Raw genomic sequence first — 18,381 nt, 5'->3', positions numbered from 1 at the left:
GCCACTTTAACGACTGCGGATAGTATAAATCCCGGTTAACCCAACCATCAAGCCAACTGCTTCACGCGAAATTGCTGCAACTCTTCTGGACGCATCGCCCCTTTTTCGGTAATAATGGCTGAAATTAACTCGGCTGGCGTGACATCAAACCCTGGATTATAAAATTCCACCCCTGTAGGACATGTCACCGTCTCACCGATTTGATAAATTTCTGAGGGATGGCGTTCTTCAATCGGAATTAAATCGCCTGTGGGTAAGTCAAAGTCAACTGTAGATAGGGGGGCGGCGACAAAGAAGGGAATATTATGGGCTTTGGCGAGTAATGCCACACTATAGGTGCCAATTTTATTCGCCGTATCTCCATTGGCAGCAATTCTATCTGCACCCACCATCACCGCATCAATTAATCCCTGATGCATACAATGGGCTGCCATATTATCGGTAATTAACGTTACTGGGATTCCCTCTTGTACACATTCCCACGCCGTCAGTTTTGCCCCTTGCAACCGGGGACGAGTTTCACACGCATAAATTCTGGCTAACCGCTTCTCGCGCCAGGTTGAACGCACGACTCCCAAGGCTGTACCATAGCCGGCTGTGGCGAGGGAACCCGCATTGCAATAGGTAAGAATACATAATTTTTCTGGAGTCGCGGGCATAGCCGCCAACCCATTATCCCCGATCGCTTTACAGATCTCTAAATCTTCAACCTGAATCCCTTGGGCGGTTACTAACAGTGCGGTTTTTAACTGATCCACTGAACCAATGGTTTCATGGGCAGTTTTCAACATCCGCGCGATCGCCCAAAATAGATTTACCGCCGTCGGGCGAGTCTGGCGCAGCAGTTTGGCAACCTCTTCGAGTTCCGTGACAAACGTCTCGCGATCAGCCGTTTTAATGTCTCGCGCCCCTAAGTACATCCCGTAAGCCGCCGCCACACCAATCGCTGGCGCACCTCGGACTATCATGGTTCTAATTGCCCGTGCCATATCCTCACAGCACTTAATTTCAACCACTGTATAGTTGTGGGGTAAACGGGTTTGGTCAATTAGGAGTACGCGATCGTCGCGCCAAACGATGGGATACACCGGATTACTGGGCATGGTTACTTATGGGCTAATGTGGAAAACTGCATATAGTTTAACTTGCTTTGGTTATTTGTCATTCGTCCTTTGTCATTTGTCCTTTGTCCTTTGTCTTTGGTGACGTTGGATACATCCCTTCAGTGACTCCACCTCATCAGTCATGATTTATACTTCATCACATATTTTGCTTTCCACCAGGAGCGAATTTTTCGGATCAGGTAAACGATTAAACTCTTGGACAGTTTATTAAATTTATAGTAAAACACAATATCCATCATCTCTTGAGTGTCGAGAGGCGTCAGGTAAGATACACCTTCATCAATTTTTTCGTCGCTTTCGATTAAATAACGTTGCTTGCAAATTTTTTCAGATAAATTCCAAGTTCGGTAGAATTTCTGATAAAGTTCTTTTTGATACTCCTGAAAACTGGCTGATTGACCCTTTAAATACTGCTGAATATGCTTGCCCGCGATTTCGGCACAATGCATGGCATGGCGAATTCCTTCACCGCCCAAAAGGTTTACCATGGATACGGCATCTCCAATGGCAATAATATTATCGCGATAGTAAATATCCCTCAGTCCACTGGAATAGTGCAGCGTTGACCCATGAGTATCGATTATCCTATAGTCTTTGGCTCGTATATGCTCGTGAATCAGTAAATCAATATAATATCGAATCGATTCCGTATGCTTAATAATTTTATGATCCAATCGATACGATGCTGCGCCTACCTTTAACCGAGGCTTCTCCATGGGAAATATCCAAGAATAGCCTTTTGGCATCCATTTATGTCCTAAGAAAAACCAGAGGGAATGGGCATATTTATCATAATCATTATCTGAGACTTCAATTAAATATTCAATCCCAGAGGGCTTGAAAAACGCAGGTTTCTCGCTTTCCTTAGGATACATAACCGCTCTAGCGGGTCCTGTAGCATCGACTAGCACCTGGGTTTTAACAGTAATTGGTTCCCTCCCTCGCGGCTTCAGTTCAACCCGCGTCTCACCGTCTGTTTGGACATATCTCACATATCGACATCCCAGCCAAACCTCGCCGCCACAAGATTTAACTTCATCAGCCAGAAATTGTTTCAACTTGGCGAAATTTAAGACAGCGCCTAAGGTTTGCGGAGCATCCCAATTTCGGGTTAAATTGGTGGTGACAATCACCAAATTATGCCAAAAACTACCGACAACATCCTCCGGTAAGTCAAATTTTTCTAAGGTTTCTAATGGCGTAGCCGCACTGGAAAAATTATTTTTCTCAAAGGTTTCATGCTGCTCGACCAACAAAACCTGATAACCGGATTTCGCTAACCACCTTGCACATTGTCCCCCAGCTGGACCTGCACCGACTACGACAACATCGAATTTTCGCATACTATATTAGTAAAGGGTGTCATGATTCCAGTCTCTCATACCAGGTTGCCCGTTTAGTAGTAACCGTTAAATTTTTTTTGCACAGGGTAAATGGAAAACTTGCTTCCTTTCCGTCCTGCTCCTTTACCTTGTCCGTCTGTTACTACGCTTAAAGAGGATTGGAAATCGGGGATGAAGACAGGTTACATCCTCGATTATCAGTTGCAACATTACTCCGTCCTGAATGACTAACATACTCTCTCCTTCTCTTAAGCAGGAGAGAGACGTTTGGACTGCGAAATGCAACTGAGGAGCAAATTAACCATTCCAGAATTATTTATGAAACCATCTAAACGCGAGCAAATTGCCCAAGCCGCTATGCAACTTTTCATCCAGCATGGCTATAGGGAAACCAGTATGGATCAGATCGCCGCTGAAGCAGACGTATCTAAGCATACCATTTACAATCATTTTCAATCGAAAGAAGGATTGTTTATTGAATTGGTGGAACAGTTCATCTGTGAGCAGTTTCAGCCTGATTTTAATTTTAACCTGTCGGATAAGCCAGCCGTAGGGTTACGAAGATTTGCAGAGGCATTTCTAGCGAAACTGAATAATCCAGAGTACGCGGCGTTTCTACGTTTATTGATTGCCGAATCACATCATTTTCCAAACTTAGCACAATTGTTTATCCGTCAGGTTATTGGGGAAGAACGTCATAGTCTGAAGCAGTATTTTGAATCCCATCCAGACTGGCACATTCGTGATCCGGAGTTGACGGCTTATATTTTTTTGAGTTCTATGTCTTCCTTGGTACTTTTTCAAGAGGTTATGCAAGGAAAGTCAATTTTGTCAATCGAACAAGACCGTTTAATTGACCAGTTAGTTGACTTGGTTTTATCGAACTCGGCGGTTCAAATTTTATCACCGCCCTGAGACGAATGGTTTCCGGGATAAGGTCAAATTTAGCGGTTGAGATTAGGGCGGGTTTTGTTTTTCATTTATCGGTGGAGAGGGCGGGTTTTGTTGTTCCGTTATCGGTGGAGAGGGCGGGTTTTGTTGTTCCGTTATCGGTGGAGAGGGCGGGTTTTGTTGTTCCGTTATCGGTGGAGAGGGCGGGTTTTGTTGTTCCGTTATCGGTGGAGAGGGCGGGTTTTGTTGTTCCGTTATCGGTGAATATCTGAATTTAGTCCCTAAACCCGCCCCTACAATTGTCCCTAAACCCGCCCCTACAATTGTCCCTAAACCCGCCCCTACAATTGTCCCTAAACCCGCCCCTACATCTTTGGCGTGCGATCGCGGTTGAAAATCCGGTGGGCTTTTTGGACACCCTACAAAATCAGGAGCGTCTCGCTCACTATTGTCTTAGGAGCGAGACAAGGTGCAAGGTGCAAGATGTGAGTTAAACCAGTTTCAGATCGGGATATTCGGCTAATACATCATCTGAGGTTAACGTATCGCCTTCGGCTTGGGGTGTCCAGAGGACTTCAATTGCCAATAAGCGATCGCTCGATACACCACCCATCTGACGCAAGGCTTGACGCAAGTCATCGGAACTATTAATGGTGGGTAATTCCAGCTTCCCTTGCACACCCACTAAAAGGGTAACAATAATGTATTCACCCGGATCTTGAGATTCAACCAAGGCTCCATCCCCTTCAGCCGCTTTAGCAGTCTCTTGGCGAAGTTGACCCTGATAATTCGATAGGGTTTCTTCGGCAAATTTACTACGTTCGGCTAGTGAAAGCTGATTAAACCGAGCTTCGGCGGCGTCTAAAGCAATCTGCTGGGATTGGGTTGCACCATACACCCAGTATTCGGGATGGCGGAGTAAGGCTAAAGTAGACTCTTGCAGCACTTGCGCTCGTCCTTGAGGGGAATCAGTATTCGCTTGTTGAGCTAACTTGTCAAGTTCATACTGAAGCTCACGCGCACTGGCAAGTAAACCCACTTGCAAGCGTCCCACGGAAACCTTGGGATTGATCGTGTTCGGGACATCATTTCCGCCTCCTTCACCCAAACGCCGGAAAGACTGCACCAAGAAATTCGCGATCGCAAAAAAGATCAGAATTCCGAACAGACTCCCCACGCCACCGAAGCCGAAGAAGGGTAAGAGGAAGGGAAAACCAATTCCGCCGCCACCATATCCATAACCGCCACCGGGAGAGCGATACCCCCCACCAGGGCGAGAATAGGTACGACTTGGGGCGCGGAAGGAACCGCCACCAATTCTCCCACCACTACGAGCGGCTAAAGCGTCACTGGCATTTCCCAGGACTAAGGTAAAAATGAGACCAACAACAAGCAGAGACTTTAAAAAAGGTTTGATCTTTGAACAAAGATGGTTACGCATACGTTATTTAGGACTATTCCAACTTCAGTGAGTTTTCCATGGCTGACATTAGCCACAAACACCTTAATCTGAACGAAGGCAGACAACTCACCTCAAGCCGGATGGGTATTACTGACTACACTTTTACTGTACCGCTCCCCTTCATGAGCTGAAACATCCCAAAAGTGGAGATTACCGATTTGTCATTTGTCAAGGAACAGGGAACAGGGAACAGGTAAGGTAGAATTTTGAGTTAACTTCCTCATCTCCCCCAACTCCCCCAGCTCCCAGACGCGCCATGGCACGTCTCTACATTGCTCCCTCTGCTCCCTCTGCTTCCCCAGCTCCCCCAGCTCCCCCAGCTTCCCCATCTCCCCTACCCGCCACCAACAATCGTCACAACTTCCAACTGATCCCCATCCTTCATCTGAGTCTCTGACCAAAACTGGCGGTGAAGAATCTCGCCATTGTACTCAACCGCCACTAAGCGCGGATTTAGGTCAAGCTGTTCTAAAAGCTGAGGCAATTTGGTGTCAGCCGCACAGGTACGGGATTCACCATTCACTTGTAAAGTAATTTGCTCGCTACTGTTGGTCATGATTGAGGAATACCCGCTTCAATACGACGCAGATGTTGTTCTTTGGTAAGTTGAGAGAGAAAATACTGAGTCACCAATGTCGGTTGTTCCGCTTGCATGATCGCCCGCACGATCGCGACTCGTTTCGCTCCCGCCCCTAAGACCTCATGAATATTATTCGGATCAATGCCACCGATCGCAAACCAGGGAACTGATGCTTGTTGTGCTGCATACTGCACATAGTCTAACCCCGCTGCCGCTTTGCCAACTTTGGTTGGGGTTTCATAGACGGGTCCGACGCCAATATAATCGGCTCCTTCGCTGATTGCCTGTTGCATTTCCTCAGGATTTGTGGTAGAGCGCCCAATAATTCGATGAGGTCCCAGGAGTTTTCGGGCGACAGCGATGGGCAAATCCTGCTGTCCTAAATGAACGCCATCGGCATCAATTGCCAGAGCTAAATCCACGCGATCGTTCATAATCAATAATGCCCCGTAATGGTGGCACATCTGGCGCAGTTTCTGGGCTTGAGCGAGTTTGACTAAATCATCAGCCCCCTTTTCCCGATACTGAACTAACGTCAGTCCCCCTTGTAGCGCCGCTTCTACCGTGGGCAAGAGTTGGTCTGAGGATGAGGTCACTAAATAAAGCTGCGATCGCTTCAGCCGTTGATAACGGTGGTAGATGAGCAACTGACTCTCCAGGGTATAGACCCGATAGCGCATTTGCTTGCAAGCGGTTCCCATATTGGGACTATGAAGCTTACCATATTCTTCTAGTACCCGTAAGGCTTCCTGAACCCGACATAGATTGGCTTGCAAAACCTGTTGGATATTGGCGCGTTGTTCTTCCTGGGGATGAGAGAGTTCCGTCCCCAAATCACCGGGCGTATCCCGTTCGGCGCGAATCTCTCGACTATGCCAACGAGCAAGTTCTTGGCGCATCTGTTTGCATTCACTCGCCATCTGCACGCTATTTAGACCAAAGCGACACCACTCTTCGATAATCCGTAAGCCTTCTCTGGCTCGGTCTAAATTCGCATCTAATATTCGGCAAACTGCTGGTTCTTGACCTATCCAACCGTTGTACCCGCTCATCGCGAACTGCTCCACATGATTTCTTATCCTAACAGGATGATGGCTTTAAAGGGTTGACTGAATCTGGAATGATTCATAACTGTGGAAAATTTTAATAATTGTCGAACGGTTGCCGATTCGTTATTCTAGGGCAACTGAGTACAGTACACTCAAAACATAGCTTCAGATTCATACCGCAGGAGATGGTTAAGCCTTACCCAATTCAATGGTTCCACCACCTACGCCCAATCCGGTTTAGGATAGGCGCGATCGCTGTGGTTTCTCTTAGCTGTATCACCCTGACTCCTCTGGAAGCTGTAGCCCAGTTAACACCGAATCCCCAGCGACTTGTTGTCCAAAATCAGCAAGACACCCAAGTGTTGTTGGTCAACCCCATAACTGGGGATGATATTAATGGTGATGGTAATATGGATTCTCCGTTCAAAACTATTGCCAAAGCCTTACAAGTCGCGCAACCGAATACGGTGATTCGATTAACGCCTGGTATCTATAGTTCCCAAACCGGTGAAACCTTTCCTTTAATTTTGCCCGATGGCGTCACGTTGCAAGGAAATCCCCGCACCAGAGGGGAGAATATTATCATTCAAGGGGGGGGCATGTTTGAGAGTCCCACCGCATCTCAGCAGAATATTACCATTCTGGCAGCAAACCCCGCCACGGTAACGGGGGTGACGATTACTAATCCGAATCCTCAAGGCTATGGGTTATGGATTGAATCCAGTTCCCCGGTAGTCGTGGATAATACATTTATGGAAAATACCAGCGCCGGAATTGTGATTAAGGGAAATAGTGCGCCAACCATTCGCAGCAATTACTTTTATAACAATGGTGGTGATGGTATTCTCGTGGCGGGGACATTACAGGCAGATGTGCGGGAAAATGTGTTTATTGACCGGGAAAACGCTACTTTGGAATTAAGTCGCGATCGCGAAGCACCCCTGCAAAGCGCAGATCGCAACAGTCCTTCAAACTCGGTTGAATCCCCCACGAATACGAGTATTCCCGAAACCGAATCGGTATCTGAACCTGTTGAAACTACCGCGAATCCTTCCCCGACTCCCGAAAGTGTTTCCCCCATCATTGAACTAGAAACGACTATCTCCGAGTTAGAAACACTTCCCACCACGTTTCCCTCAGACTGGAGAAACATCTCCCTATCAGTGGCGAATCCCTCAGAATCAACTGAGACTCAACCCGCCGCCGGAGATCAGACAGGCGCATCTTCCTCAACCTCTCCCATTTCCGCTGCGTCTTTTCCGGTTCCCTCCAGTCTCCAGTCTCAACCGAACCAAACTAACCCAACGACACCAGCCGCAACCGTTCCCCGGATCATTGATATTTCGGTTCCCTCGCCAACCGAGACGGCGATACCGGATACATCCACACCAGCCACCTCGACACCTGAAGCCGAGATGCAAGACACGGTTAATGCACAAGAGTTACCCAGCCGAGATTCTATTCCTGTACTCAGTAGCAACAACCCATCCGCCACCCCCCAGGAACCGCCCCCAGAAACCGCACCGGAAGGGCGTTATCGGGTATTAGTCGCCGCCGCAACTGACGATCAGCAAACCTTAGTGCGATCGCTGATTCCTGGGGCATTTCGTACATCTTATAATGGGAAATTAATGATGCAAGTGGGATTATTTAGTAGTCGCGAGAATGCCCAAGAAATTCAGAATTTGCTGCAGGAGCAAGGATTAACCGTGACCATAGAAACACTTCAGGACTAGAATTCCTGTACGATTACCCATAATTGCAATGCTGTAATAACAGGGGTTTCAGGCGTTTTTATTAGGGGTGTTTGACCGAACATGATATCACAACCTGAACAACCAAACCCGCCCGGATTCAAATTGTTGGGATTCCCTTGGGTTTTTTAGGCGCACATCAGCAAAGGGCGCACATTGGTGCGCCCCTACGGTTACTGATAACTGAAACCAGCCTTGATTCAAAAGTATCGATTAGATAAGAGCAAAAGCATCAGCCGTCAAGGTATTCGCATTCACATCAGTTAAAATCGCTAAGGTGTCCTGATTAAAATCAATCCAGGTATTCTTACCCTGTTGAGAAATCGACAACTCCCCAAACGTGAGTTCACCGGACAACCCTAAGACATCTTCATTGATGTGGAAATCGCGAATTTTGTCTATTCCTTCACTAACCGCTAAGACAAAGGTATCGTTACCTTGACCCCCAATTAATTGATCGTTTCCTAAACCACCCCAGAGTAAATCATCACCATCATTACCCCAGATTTTGTCGTTGCCATCTTCGCCGAAAAGTTGGTCATTACCGCCTTTTCCATATAGTCGGTCATTTCCTGCGCCACCATAGAGGATATCATCACCCGCGATCGCACAATTTAAGCAACCCTTATTCAAGTCACCCCGTAGGATATCATCACCCTCTGCACCATAAATGACATCATCACCTAAACTGCCAATAACGGTATCATTGCCAGCATCCGCGAAGATGAATTCATCCTGTTGATTAGAACTGACTAATTTGTCGTTGTCTGGCGTTCCTTGAATCGTATACTCTGGTGTAACCGCTTCAACAGTTCCATTGGGAATTGATAATCCTAGATTTGTACCACTATTCGGTGTGAAGGAGAAGTTATCAATGAGTAACCCAGAATCCACATAACTATCCCCCGCATCCATTAAACCTACGCCAATGGTAAAGATACCCGATTCCGTAAACTGATAGGTAAATGTGCCATAACCTGTTTGAGAACCAAAGGAACCTGTGAAACGATTAAAGTCACTACTCGTATCCGCTAGTTCAGATAAGACACCCGATGTAATGGAAACGAAGCCAAAATCACTGAAACTACTTTGATTTTCTTCATTGGTGATGAAATTCCAGTCAAAGCTAATACTATCTCCCGCCTGAACTTTTATCGGTTGAAACTGTAAGCCAGAACCTTCGATGATATCACCGTTACCCAGATTATCTAATGCACCAGCCGTTAAACCAAAGAAGGTTTCCATCTCAGCATCACTCACCGAACCGACGCTATTAGTAATGAAGGCTTGGTAATCGCCGTCTGTGGGATTACTCCCAATTGAATCCGTTTCAATAGTTGTGTTACCAATCGTTGTCCAGTTGGTAAAATCACCGTTTTCAAAGCCAAAGTTGAATAAAGGATCAGGGGTGATTTGGAAATGATCGACCAGAAGTCCCGAATCAACACTAGAATCATCTGCATCGACTAATCCTAAGCCAATGGTATAGGTTCCATTTTGGGTGAATTGATAATCGAATGTACCATAATTAGTCTGCTTGCCAAAAGAACCTGTAAACCGATTAAATTGCTGGTTAGTATCTGCCAGTTCGGATAACAGGGTGGAACTGATAGAAACAAAGCCAAAATCGTTATAGCTGCTGGGCGTTTGCTCATTGGTGATAAAATTCCAATCAAAGCTTAAAATATCTCCCGCTTTAACGGTAATCGGTGTGAGTTGCAGGGCAGAACCTTCTATCGCATCCCCGTTACCCAGATTGTCTAAGTCACCCGTATTTAATCCTAGGAAGGTTTCCAAATTACTATCGCTCACTGAACCCTGACCATTAGTGATTAAGGCTTGGAATGTACCATCAGTTGGTGTACTGCCGATAGTATCGGTTTGGATTGTCGCATCTCCAATACTATTCCAATCGGTAAAATCTCCGGTTTCAAAACTGAAATTGAGTTGGGGCGATAAATCCTCGATTTGTTGGTTACCAAAGTTAATATTGGTAACAATTTCTTCAGGATTCAGGTTAACTGTGTAAGTTCCGGGGACAAGGTTACTGTTTGATGGTATGGAAGCAACACCCCAAGTTGAAGAATCATACGTACCAATCTGAGTTGTTGAAGCGTCGGATGGGTTAATTTGATAAAGATTGCTGTTGCTGTAGTGAACGCCATAGATAGAACCATCTGGGGCAAAATCAATATCGACAACGGTTGTTCCTAACGAACCGACAGTTGAAAGAATATCTCCCGTTGCTGGGTCAATTTCCACCAGGTTATTCGATGCACCGTAAAGGGTGCCATCGGGAGCAAAATCAATTCCCCACGTAGTATTAGCAATTGTACCTACTGGGGTAGCAAAAGCAGTTGCTGGATCGATAGTGTAAAGCATATTAGTGCTTGTGGCATTTCCATACAACGTTCCATTGGGTGAAAAGGCAATACTTCTCATCAAGATGGAACTTTCATTAGCACTATGAATTGTGCCAATGTTAGTGTAAGAACCATCTGTTTGATCAATAAGCCGTAATGAAGAACTAGCACCATAAAGCAGCCCACTGGTTGGATCAATGTCTAAACCAGGGTTATAACTGGCAGAACCGATCAAAATTTCCGCCACTGGATCAGTTTGCAATTCAACTAAGCTGAATTCATTGGTTCCACCACTTCCTGTACCTGCTACCAAGTTAAATGATGGTTCTGAACCCGGAAGGGTTTGTTGCCAACCAGGTAATAATACCTCAGCTACGGTGTAAGTATCAGCCGTTAATTCGGTGAACGAATAATTCCCGTTAATATCCGTAATGGTGGAAACTTCCCCCGCATCCAATTGACTATTTTGATTCTGATCTAAGTAAATCGTCCAACCACTTAAACCTGGCTCATTCGCATCCCAAATTCCATCGCCATCAATATCATTCCACTTACTTCCATGAATCTCTCCTAAAGGAGAAGGTGGTGGTGTCGTTGGATTCAAGGCATTATTGGCATTTAATCGTCCACCCGTTACCGTATTTCCTTGCAATGATGAAATCGGATCAACAGTGCTTAAAATCTGATCTTTAACCTCCGAAGCACTTAATTCGGGATTTTGTGACCAAATTAAAGCCGCCACCCCAGAGACGTGAGGTGTTGCCATAGACGTTCCATTATAACTAGCATATCCTCCCCCAGGAATCGTGCTGTAAATATTGACCCCAGGTGCGCCTAAATCAACAGAGGTGACGCCATAATTGGAGAAGGATGCCAAATTATCATTATGATCCGTAGCCGCGACGGAGATAATGTTATCGAGGTCATAGTTAGAGGGATAATGGGGAGTGATATCGTTATTATCGCCAATCCCATCAAAGCCACCATTACCCGCCGCCGCAATAAATAACTGTCCGGCTTGACCTGCTGCCGCGATCGCGTCGTATAATCCTTGAGAGTAGCCACCCCCGCCCCAACTATTATTGGTGAGATTGGCTCCCATCATTGTAGCATATTCTATTGCCTGAATTGCGTTAAAGGTTGTGCCGGAACCCGAAGAATTTAGGAATTTTAATGCCATAATTTGAGCATCGGGAGCCACACCAATTACGCCACTATTATTATTTCCTTCAGCGGCAATTGTGCCAGCGACATGAGTTCCATGTCCTTCATCATCCCAGGGATCACTATCATTATTGGCAAAGTCCCAGCCATAGTAATCATCAATATAACCATTGCCATCATTGTCAATCCCATCGCCGAAAATTTCTCCGGGATTTGTCCACATATTGTTAATCCGTTCTGGGTGAGTATAATCCACCCCAGTATCAATGATGCCAACGACTACATTATTTCCTGTCGCACGATCCCAGGCTTCTAGAGCGTCAATATCGGCGTCTGAAGTACCACCCGTTTGTCCGGTATTATTTAATCCCCAAAGTTGGTTAAACTCTGAATCATTGGGAATTGTGGTATTCAGACTAATCGTATAGTTAGGTTCAATGTATTCAATCAGGGGATGATTACTGTAAGTAGAAATCGCTTGGGCAACACTTAACCCATCAAGTTGCCAAAGCTGTGTCCCTAACATATTCGTTGATTCGAGTATCGAAGCTTGCATATTTCCTTGTAAGGTTTGAATCTGACTTGACTCAATCCCTGATTTGAACTTAACAACAACTTGATCCGATAGATAATCTGTGCCTTCAACAAGACTGTTCAGATTGAATGATGCGACATTAAGTTCTGGACGTAAATCGTTAGTTTGCATCGCCTTAACCTGCAATAGAATTGGCTTTTCTGGTGTTTATATGTCGTTATATCGAAGAGATGAAATCTACAGCACTTCTTAACACGGTGTAGTCCAGTAAACACGAAACAGCCTTTGTTTAATCTTATGTAGGCGGATTACATCGAGTCGGAAAACGCTGTAATAATTCCAGCCTAAAATCGTACCGGGTTGAGTCACCGGGTATGTTTAGCAACCTTGGGTTGGGAAACTTGAATGATTTAGACTGTCTGTTTCCAATCGGCTATATTTCTGACTGGAAGGGACTTATGCAGTTTTCGGCTCAGTCTTACTCAATAAGTTGGGCAGATTCAGACGCGGAATATAGCGCTACGCGCAAACGGCTATACGGTTTTCCCTACCAATCAGGGGTAGAGTTCACGAATTGGCAAAACTAGCTCCCCCTGAGTATAGTTTGTTCTATACACCTTAACAAAGAAGGTCGCGAATCCGAAGATCACGCTTGTTGAAACCAGCGCCACGTTAATTAACCCTAAATTACTAACGTTTCTTCATTCCATCTCACTTTAAATGGGAATTTAATGGAAATTTTTAAAATGCGGATTGCTCAAATCGCACCGTTGTGGGAGCGTTTACCTCCCCCAGCTTATGGTGGTACGGAATTAGTGATGAGTTTACTCACTGATGAACTTGTCCGTCGGGGTCATGAGGTAACCTTGTTTGCATCCGGTGATTCAGAGACACTGGCAAAACTGGAACCCGGATGTGAAAAAGCCCTGCGTTCTCTCGACGTAACCCATCAAGAATACGCCGTTTATGAACAAATGCAGTTGAGCAAAGTCTTTGAACGAGCCAATGAGTTTGATGTGATTCATGCTCATGTGGATTACCCAGCGCTTCCATACACGAACTTGACAAAAACGCCAGTTGTGCATACAGTTCATGGTACATTTTCGCCATTAGTTGAGCAGATTTTTACCAAGCATCGTCAGCAACATTTTGTCAGTATTTCCAATGCCCAGCAGCGCCCTGAGTTGGGACTGAATTATGTGGCAACGGTTTATAACGCGATCGCACCCGAACGCTTTAAATTTTACTCTCAGCCCAAACAGCCACCCTATCTGGCGTTTGTTGGGCGCATATCCCCGGAAAAAGGACCCAGGTTAGCGATTGAAATTGCCAAGCGTTCCGGATGCCATTTGAAAATAGCGGGTAAGGTTGATCCCAAAGATCGAGCCTTTTTTGAGGCGGAAGTGGAACCTTTAATTGATGGTAAACAAATTGAGTTTTGGGGTGAAGCCAATCACGAAAAGAAAAATGAATTGATGGGAGGTGCAGTGGCGACGCTATTCCCGATTACCTGGCGTGAACCCTTTGGACTGGTGATGATTGAATCTATGGCATCTGGCACTCCGGTGATTGCTATGGCGTTAGGATCAGCCCCAGAAATTATCGTTCACGGAAAGACAGGGTTCCTTTGTGATACAATTGAGGAGTGCGTGGATGCGATCGCGAAAATACCCCAACTGAATCGACACGCCTGTCGGGAACATGTTGAAACCAACTTCGCGGTGAAACGCATGGTTAATGGATATGAAGCCGTCTACAACCAAGTTTTAGCAGAATGGTTTGCTCGCAATGGTCATCTGCATGTCCCCACGCTTCTAGCCAGCTAAGTTTATAGAAGGCAGAAGGCAGAAGGCAGAAGGCAGAAGGTTTCAAGACATACGTTAAACCTTCTGCACCCGACATAAGACATCAGATAAAATTGAATGAGGTGAATCATGAACCAAACCGTTAATAGACAACCCCTGGCTTTGCTTTCCATGGGTCAGAATGTTGTCGATAAGCCGCGTCATCCGAAGGTAAGTTGATAGAAATTGACAGATTTTTCCCAAGTTCTAAAAAATGTTCATATTGTAAATTGACAAATTGCCGCTAGATATCAGAGAGTGGGATTGCCCCTCCTGTGGCACTCATCATGACTGTGACGATAATGCATCATCGAACATCAGAGCAGAAGGTATTCGGATACTCGCTATGAACGGAGGGAACCCCGTTCCTGCTAGTGTTCCTGCTAGTGGAGCCTGTGTAAGACCGGATAACCGTAATGTGAAAGGGCAACGGGCTGTGAAACTATAAGCCCACACTTACTCGTCAGAGAAGTGTGGGTAGTTCACGAGAGTTTGCAACTGATAGCTGAGCAACAAAACCCGCCCTTGTTGGGGAATAGGGGAGACAGAGCCTGGAAGATAGGCAGAAGGGGCTTTCGCCTGGGAACGAGAAATGGAGGAACTATGAACGATGTCTGATACAAATACCCTCAACCAAAAAACTGGAACGGATCTGAATATCGTTGAACTCAACGGTAGAACCTTTGCGCCGGCTGAACAAGTGCCGATTCCAGAGTGGCAAGGCACCACAAAAAAACGACTGCAATCTACATTGACGCTCAAAGATAATGATCTATTTTTAATTACCGATCCCCTCGGCAATATTGCTGGATGTCTTGATGATAAATCTGACAAAAGCTTAGGCTTATTTTGTCAAGATACTCGATTTCTCAGTCGCCTAGAGTTACAAATTGAGGGACTCTCTCCGATTTTACTTAGCAGTACAGCCGGACAAGGTTTTGCCCTTTCGGTTCTCTGTGCGAATCCTTATGTTAAGGGGCGTATTCAGGCGGAAACGATCGGCATTCAACGCGACATTGTACTACAGGGTGGACTATTTGAAGACCTGAAGATTACCAACTACAGCACCCAACCCGTTAGCTTTGACCTAAGTTTAAGTTTTGATGCCGATTTTGCGGATTTATTCCAAATTCGCGGTTATGTGCGTCAGCAGGTGGGGACGCTAATGCGACGGGTTATACCTCCAGGGGACAATGCCTTAAACCCAGATGTGCAGTCTTTGGTTGAGGCAACGGGCGAACTCACCTTAGCCTATCAGGGATTGGATCAGGTGTTGATGGAGTCTCGAATTCAGTTTTATCACCGTCAGCCTGATGAATTTAGGGGATATACGGCAATTTGGCGGTTGGAATTGAATTCTCACGAAACCCAGAAATTTGGGTATCGCTTACAGCCCTTTGTTGACAATAGTCCAGCTTCTGTGGTGAAAGCGCCGACAACTCTAAAACAAGCGATCGCGGCGGAGGCGATGGAGGAGAGCGATTGGCGAGAGGGTGTGACTCGGATTCGCACGGATAATCGAGCCTTAAACCAGATTATTGAACGCGCTGAACAGGATATCTATCTTTTAGGTCAAACCTTTGGCAAGGGTAAGATTCTCTGTGCTGGGATTCCTTGGTTTTCTACGTTATTTGGACGGGATTCTTTGATTGCTGCATACCAAACGCTGATTCTCGATCCGGGGATTGCTCGCCAAACCTTGATTACCCTGGCTGATTATCAGGGTAAGGTTGAGGACAAGTGGCGGGAAGAAGAACCGGGTAAGATTCTGCACGAGTTGCGCCTGGGTGAAATGGCTCGTTGTGGCGAACTCCCCCACAGACCTTACTATGGTACGGTTGATGCTACGCCATTGTGGTTGATGCTCTATGGGGATTATTATGCTTGGACGTATGATCAGGAACTGTTGGATCGGTTGTGGGATAATGCTTTAGCGGCGATGGATTGGATTGATCGCCGTTGTCAGCAGACGGGCTATATTAGCTATGAATGCAAGTCCAAGGGGGGACTCCGGAATCAGGGATGGAAAGACTCAGGAGACTGTATCGTTGATACCAAAGGGAAGTTAGCGGAAGGGGCGATTACTCTGGCGGAAGTGCAAGGGTATGTTTATGCGGCGAAGATGCGCTTAAGCCAGCTTGCTCGTAGCAAAAAGCAGTTAGATGTGGCAAATCGTTGGTATGAGGAAGCCCAAGACTTGAAAACCCGCTTCAATCGCGACTTTTGGCTCCCCGATCGCGGTTATTGTGCCTTGGCGTTGGATGGTAAGGGCAAGCCTGTGGATAGTATCACCTCTAATCCGGGGCATTGTCTAGGAGTAGATATTTTATCAAAAGACAAGGCACACAATGTCGCCGAACGATTGCAAGCGCCGGATATGTTTAGTGGCTGGGGAATTCGCACCTTGAGTAGCTTATCTCCGGCGTATAATCCCATGGGCTATCACCTCGGATCAGTATGGCATCACGATAATGGGATGATTATTGCCGGATTGCGATCGCTAGGATTAGTGGATCAGGCGTTGGAAGTGGCTCAAGGTATTATCGACATGACCACCCAACAACCCTATTATCGTCCACCCGAACTCTTCTGTGGCTATGAACGCACCCCCAATAGCACACCCGTGCGATATCCTGTGGCGTGTTCGCCGCAAGCCTGGGCAACAGGAACGATTTTTCAACTCCTACAGGTGATGGTTAATTTAGTACCCGATACGCCCAGTAATTATCTGCGAATTATTCATCCCACCCTCCCTGAATCCGTCCAGTATTTGTCACTGCAAAACCTAAAAATTGGGCAAACTGTATTAGATTTAGAATTTGAGCGCTCTAGTGGAGCAACTGCCTGTCGAGTTATGCGGAAACGCGGCAATTTACGAGTTGTCATTGAAGCTTGATAGCCAGGGAGAACTATTGTAGAGACGCGCCATGGCGCGTCTCTACTCGTCCGACTCCTAATTGGGTTTCAAGACTCCATTATGAGTGAGCGATCGCGGCAATTTAGGACAAAACTGAAAACCCGGTGACATCTGGGATTTCCACTGCGCGATCGTTTCTGAACTGGGAATCGCGTAAAATGTGGTATTCCCTTCAACGGTTCTCAACCGTTGACTATACAGATGCAGCAATTCCCCTGCTGGACTCTTCGGCGGATAAAACTCACCAATCCAACCCTTATACGCCCAAACTGCACAACCCAGTAAAAAATTCATGGTTCCTGTTTCTTTGGCTACATCTACTATGAACAATGAACCATCAACAATCAACCATGAACCTGCAACGGTTAGTCATCTCACCCACGCAACGACAAAACCAACAGATTCTCCTCACCGAAAGCCAACAGCATTATCTGGTGCGAGTCTTGCGACTGACTGAAGGCGATCGCTTTATTGCCATGGATGGAGAGGGAAACTGGTGGTTGAGTGAGTTAATGGCGAACCTAACCCAAGCGACAATTATTGAATCGATCCCCATCCAAACCGAATTACCTTGTGCAATTACCCTAATCGCTGCGATGCCCAAGGGGAGTGGATTTGAGGATATTATCTCCGCTGCAACCGAACTCGGTGTAACCGATATCATACCAATTAAGAGCGATCGCACAATTCTCAATCCCAGTCCCCGTAAACTGGAACGCTGGCGACGTATCGCCCAAGAAGCCGCTGAACAATCGGAACGTCAGATTGTACCCACAATTATTGATCCCTTGGACTTTACCTCAGCGATTAAACAAGCTATCGACTCCACCACCCACTGCTATATTTGTGTCGCACGGGGTAACGTTCCTCATCTGTTAAATTGCTTACCTAAGTTAGAGGTTATTGATCCTGGAGATGGGCAAGATAAGGGAGATGAGGGCGGGTTTAGCACCATTAGGGTGACAACAAACGATAATAGTGAAACCCGCCCCTACATTCAAAACCCGGTTCCAGATGAACGCAGCGAAGGGTCAAAACGCTCTATTATCGCCATTGCAACAGGACCCGAAGGCGGCTGGACACCCCAAGAAATCGAACAAGCGATCGCGGCTGGATTTCAACCTGTTTCCCTCGGACATAGAATTTTACGCGCTGTTACCGCCCCGCTTATGGCTCTTTCGTTAATTGCTGCTAGTTTAGAAACACCAAAGCGATAATTTTTGACATAAGACATAAGACATAAGCTGCTCGGCATTTAAACCTTAATATCAGTAATAGCGAAATCCCTGTAGTGCGTTAAGCGAAGCCATGCCGCAGGCTTTGCATCTTGCTCGCTACCCATTCCCAATTTAAAT

General features: G+C 46.2%; 14 protein-coding genes and 1 pseudogene. 8 read left to right on the top strand and 7 right to left on the bottom strand.

Features of this window, described 5'->3' with window-relative positions; genetic code table 11:
• Positions 1–47: 47 nt before the first annotated feature.
• Positions 48–1,103, bottom strand: a complete 1,056-nt coding sequence (gene mtnA / locus MC7420_RS26445) for an S-methyl-5-thioribose-1-phosphate isomerase (RefSeq protein WP_006104250.1) — start codon at positions 1,101–1,103, stop codon at positions 48–50.
• 140 nt (positions 1,104–1,243) lie between these two features.
• Entirely contained in the window at positions 1,244–2,467 is a 1,224-nt protein-coding gene (locus MC7420_RS26440) for an NAD(P)/FAD-dependent oxidoreductase (RefSeq protein ID WP_006104257.1), read from the bottom strand.
• Positions 2,468–2,785: 318 nt separating this feature from the next.
• On the opposite strand from MC7420_RS26440, the gene MC7420_RS26435 reads away from it, so the two are divergent.
• Entirely contained in the window at positions 2,786–3,382 is a 597-nt protein-coding gene (locus MC7420_RS26435; RefSeq protein WP_198016569.1) for a TetR/AcrR family transcriptional regulator, read from the top strand.
• A 5-nt stretch (positions 3,383–3,387) separates the two neighbouring features.
• Positions 3,388–3,630: a hypothetical protein gene (locus MC7420_RS26430; RefSeq protein ID WP_006104225.1), complete on the top strand. Its 243-nt coding sequence runs from the start codon at positions 3,388–3,390 to the stop codon at positions 3,628–3,630.
• A gap of 218 nt (positions 3,631–3,848) precedes the next feature.
• On the opposite strand, the gene MC7420_RS26425 is transcribed toward MC7420_RS26430, so the two are convergent.
• From MC7420_RS26425 to MC7420_RS26415, 3 genes are all read right to left on the bottom strand, one after another.
• Positions 3,849–4,799: a DUF1517 domain-containing protein gene (locus MC7420_RS26425; protein ID WP_006104319.1), complete on the bottom strand. Its 951-nt coding sequence runs from the start codon at positions 4,797–4,799 to the stop codon at positions 3,849–3,851.
• Between the two features lie 355 nt (positions 4,800–5,154).
• Positions 5,155–5,376, bottom strand: a complete 222-nt coding sequence (gene thiS, locus MC7420_RS26420) for a sulfur carrier protein ThiS (RefSeq protein WP_006104261.1) — start codon at positions 5,374–5,376, stop codon at positions 5,155–5,157.
• On the bottom strand, positions 5,373–6,452 hold the full coding sequence (locus MC7420_RS26415; protein ID WP_006104291.1) for a thiamine phosphate synthase: 1,080 nt from the start codon (positions 6,450–6,452) through the stop codon (positions 5,373–5,375). The genes thiS and MC7420_RS26415 overlap by 4 nt, the downstream gene beginning before the upstream one ends.
• Positions 6,453–6,634: 182 nt before the next feature.
• Here MC7420_RS26415 and MC7420_RS26410 point away from each other — a divergent pair, with 182 nt between their 5' ends.
• A complete protein-coding gene (locus MC7420_RS26410) occupies positions 6,635–8,185 on the top strand; it encodes a DUF1565 domain-containing protein (protein WP_006104239.1) in 1,551 nt (516 codons plus the stop codon).
• A gap of 231 nt (positions 8,186–8,416) precedes the next feature.
• On the opposite strand, the gene MC7420_RS43525 is transcribed toward MC7420_RS26410, so the two are convergent.
• Positions 8,417–12,436, bottom strand: a complete 4,020-nt coding sequence (locus MC7420_RS43525) for a S8 family serine peptidase (protein WP_052307556.1) — start codon at positions 12,434–12,436, stop codon at positions 8,417–8,419.
• 203 nt (positions 12,437–12,639) lie between these two features.
• Here MC7420_RS43525 and MC7420_RS40495 point away from each other — a divergent pair, with 203 nt between their 5' ends.
• The 4 genes and pseudogenes from MC7420_RS40495 to MC7420_RS26395 all read left to right on the top strand — a co-directional run bounded on the left by MC7420_RS40495 (position 12,640) and on the right by MC7420_RS26395 (position 17,005).
• Positions 12,640–12,852, top strand: a complete 213-nt coding sequence (locus tag MC7420_RS40495; protein WP_006104227.1) for a hypothetical protein — start codon at positions 12,640–12,642, stop codon at positions 12,850–12,852.
• A gap of 159 nt (positions 12,853–13,011) precedes the next feature.
• A complete protein-coding gene (locus MC7420_RS26400; protein WP_044209900.1) occupies positions 13,012–14,091 on the top strand; it encodes a glycosyltransferase family 4 protein in 1,080 nt (359 codons plus the stop codon).
• 188 nt (positions 14,092–14,279) lie between these two features.
• A pseudogene (locus tag MC7420_RS42910) lies at positions 14,280–14,557 on the top strand (zinc ribbon domain-containing protein); the annotation flags it as partial.
• Positions 14,558–14,719: 162 nt separating this feature from the next.
• Complete coding sequence (locus MC7420_RS26395; protein ID WP_006104233.1) at positions 14,720–17,005, top strand: amylo-alpha-1,6-glucosidase; 2,286 nt, start codon at positions 14,720–14,722, stop codon at positions 17,003–17,005.
• 57 nt (positions 17,006–17,062) lie between these two features.
• On the opposite strand, the gene MC7420_RS26390 is transcribed toward MC7420_RS26395, so the two are convergent.
• Positions 17,063–17,320 (bottom strand): DUF72 domain-containing protein, encoded by a 258-nt coding sequence (locus tag MC7420_RS26390; protein ID WP_083799184.1) that lies wholly within the window; start codon positions 17,318–17,320, stop codon positions 17,063–17,065.
• Positions 17,321–17,355: 35 nt separating this feature from the next.
• Here MC7420_RS26390 and MC7420_RS26385 point away from each other — a divergent pair, with 35 nt between their 5' ends.
• Complete coding sequence (locus MC7420_RS26385) at positions 17,356–18,243, top strand: RsmE family RNA methyltransferase (protein ID WP_006104314.1); 888 nt, start codon at positions 17,356–17,358, stop codon at positions 18,241–18,243.
• Positions 18,244–18,381: the final 138 nt, after the last annotated feature.

Source organism: Coleofasciculus chthonoplastes PCC 7420 (assembly GCF_000155555.1).
GTDB classification, from domain to species: Bacteria; Cyanobacteriota; Cyanobacteriia; order Cyanobacteriales; family Coleofasciculaceae; genus Coleofasciculus; species Coleofasciculus chthonoplastes_A.
Note: the sequence above shows the minus strand (reverse complement) of the source record. Positions and strands in the feature narration are given on the sequence as shown.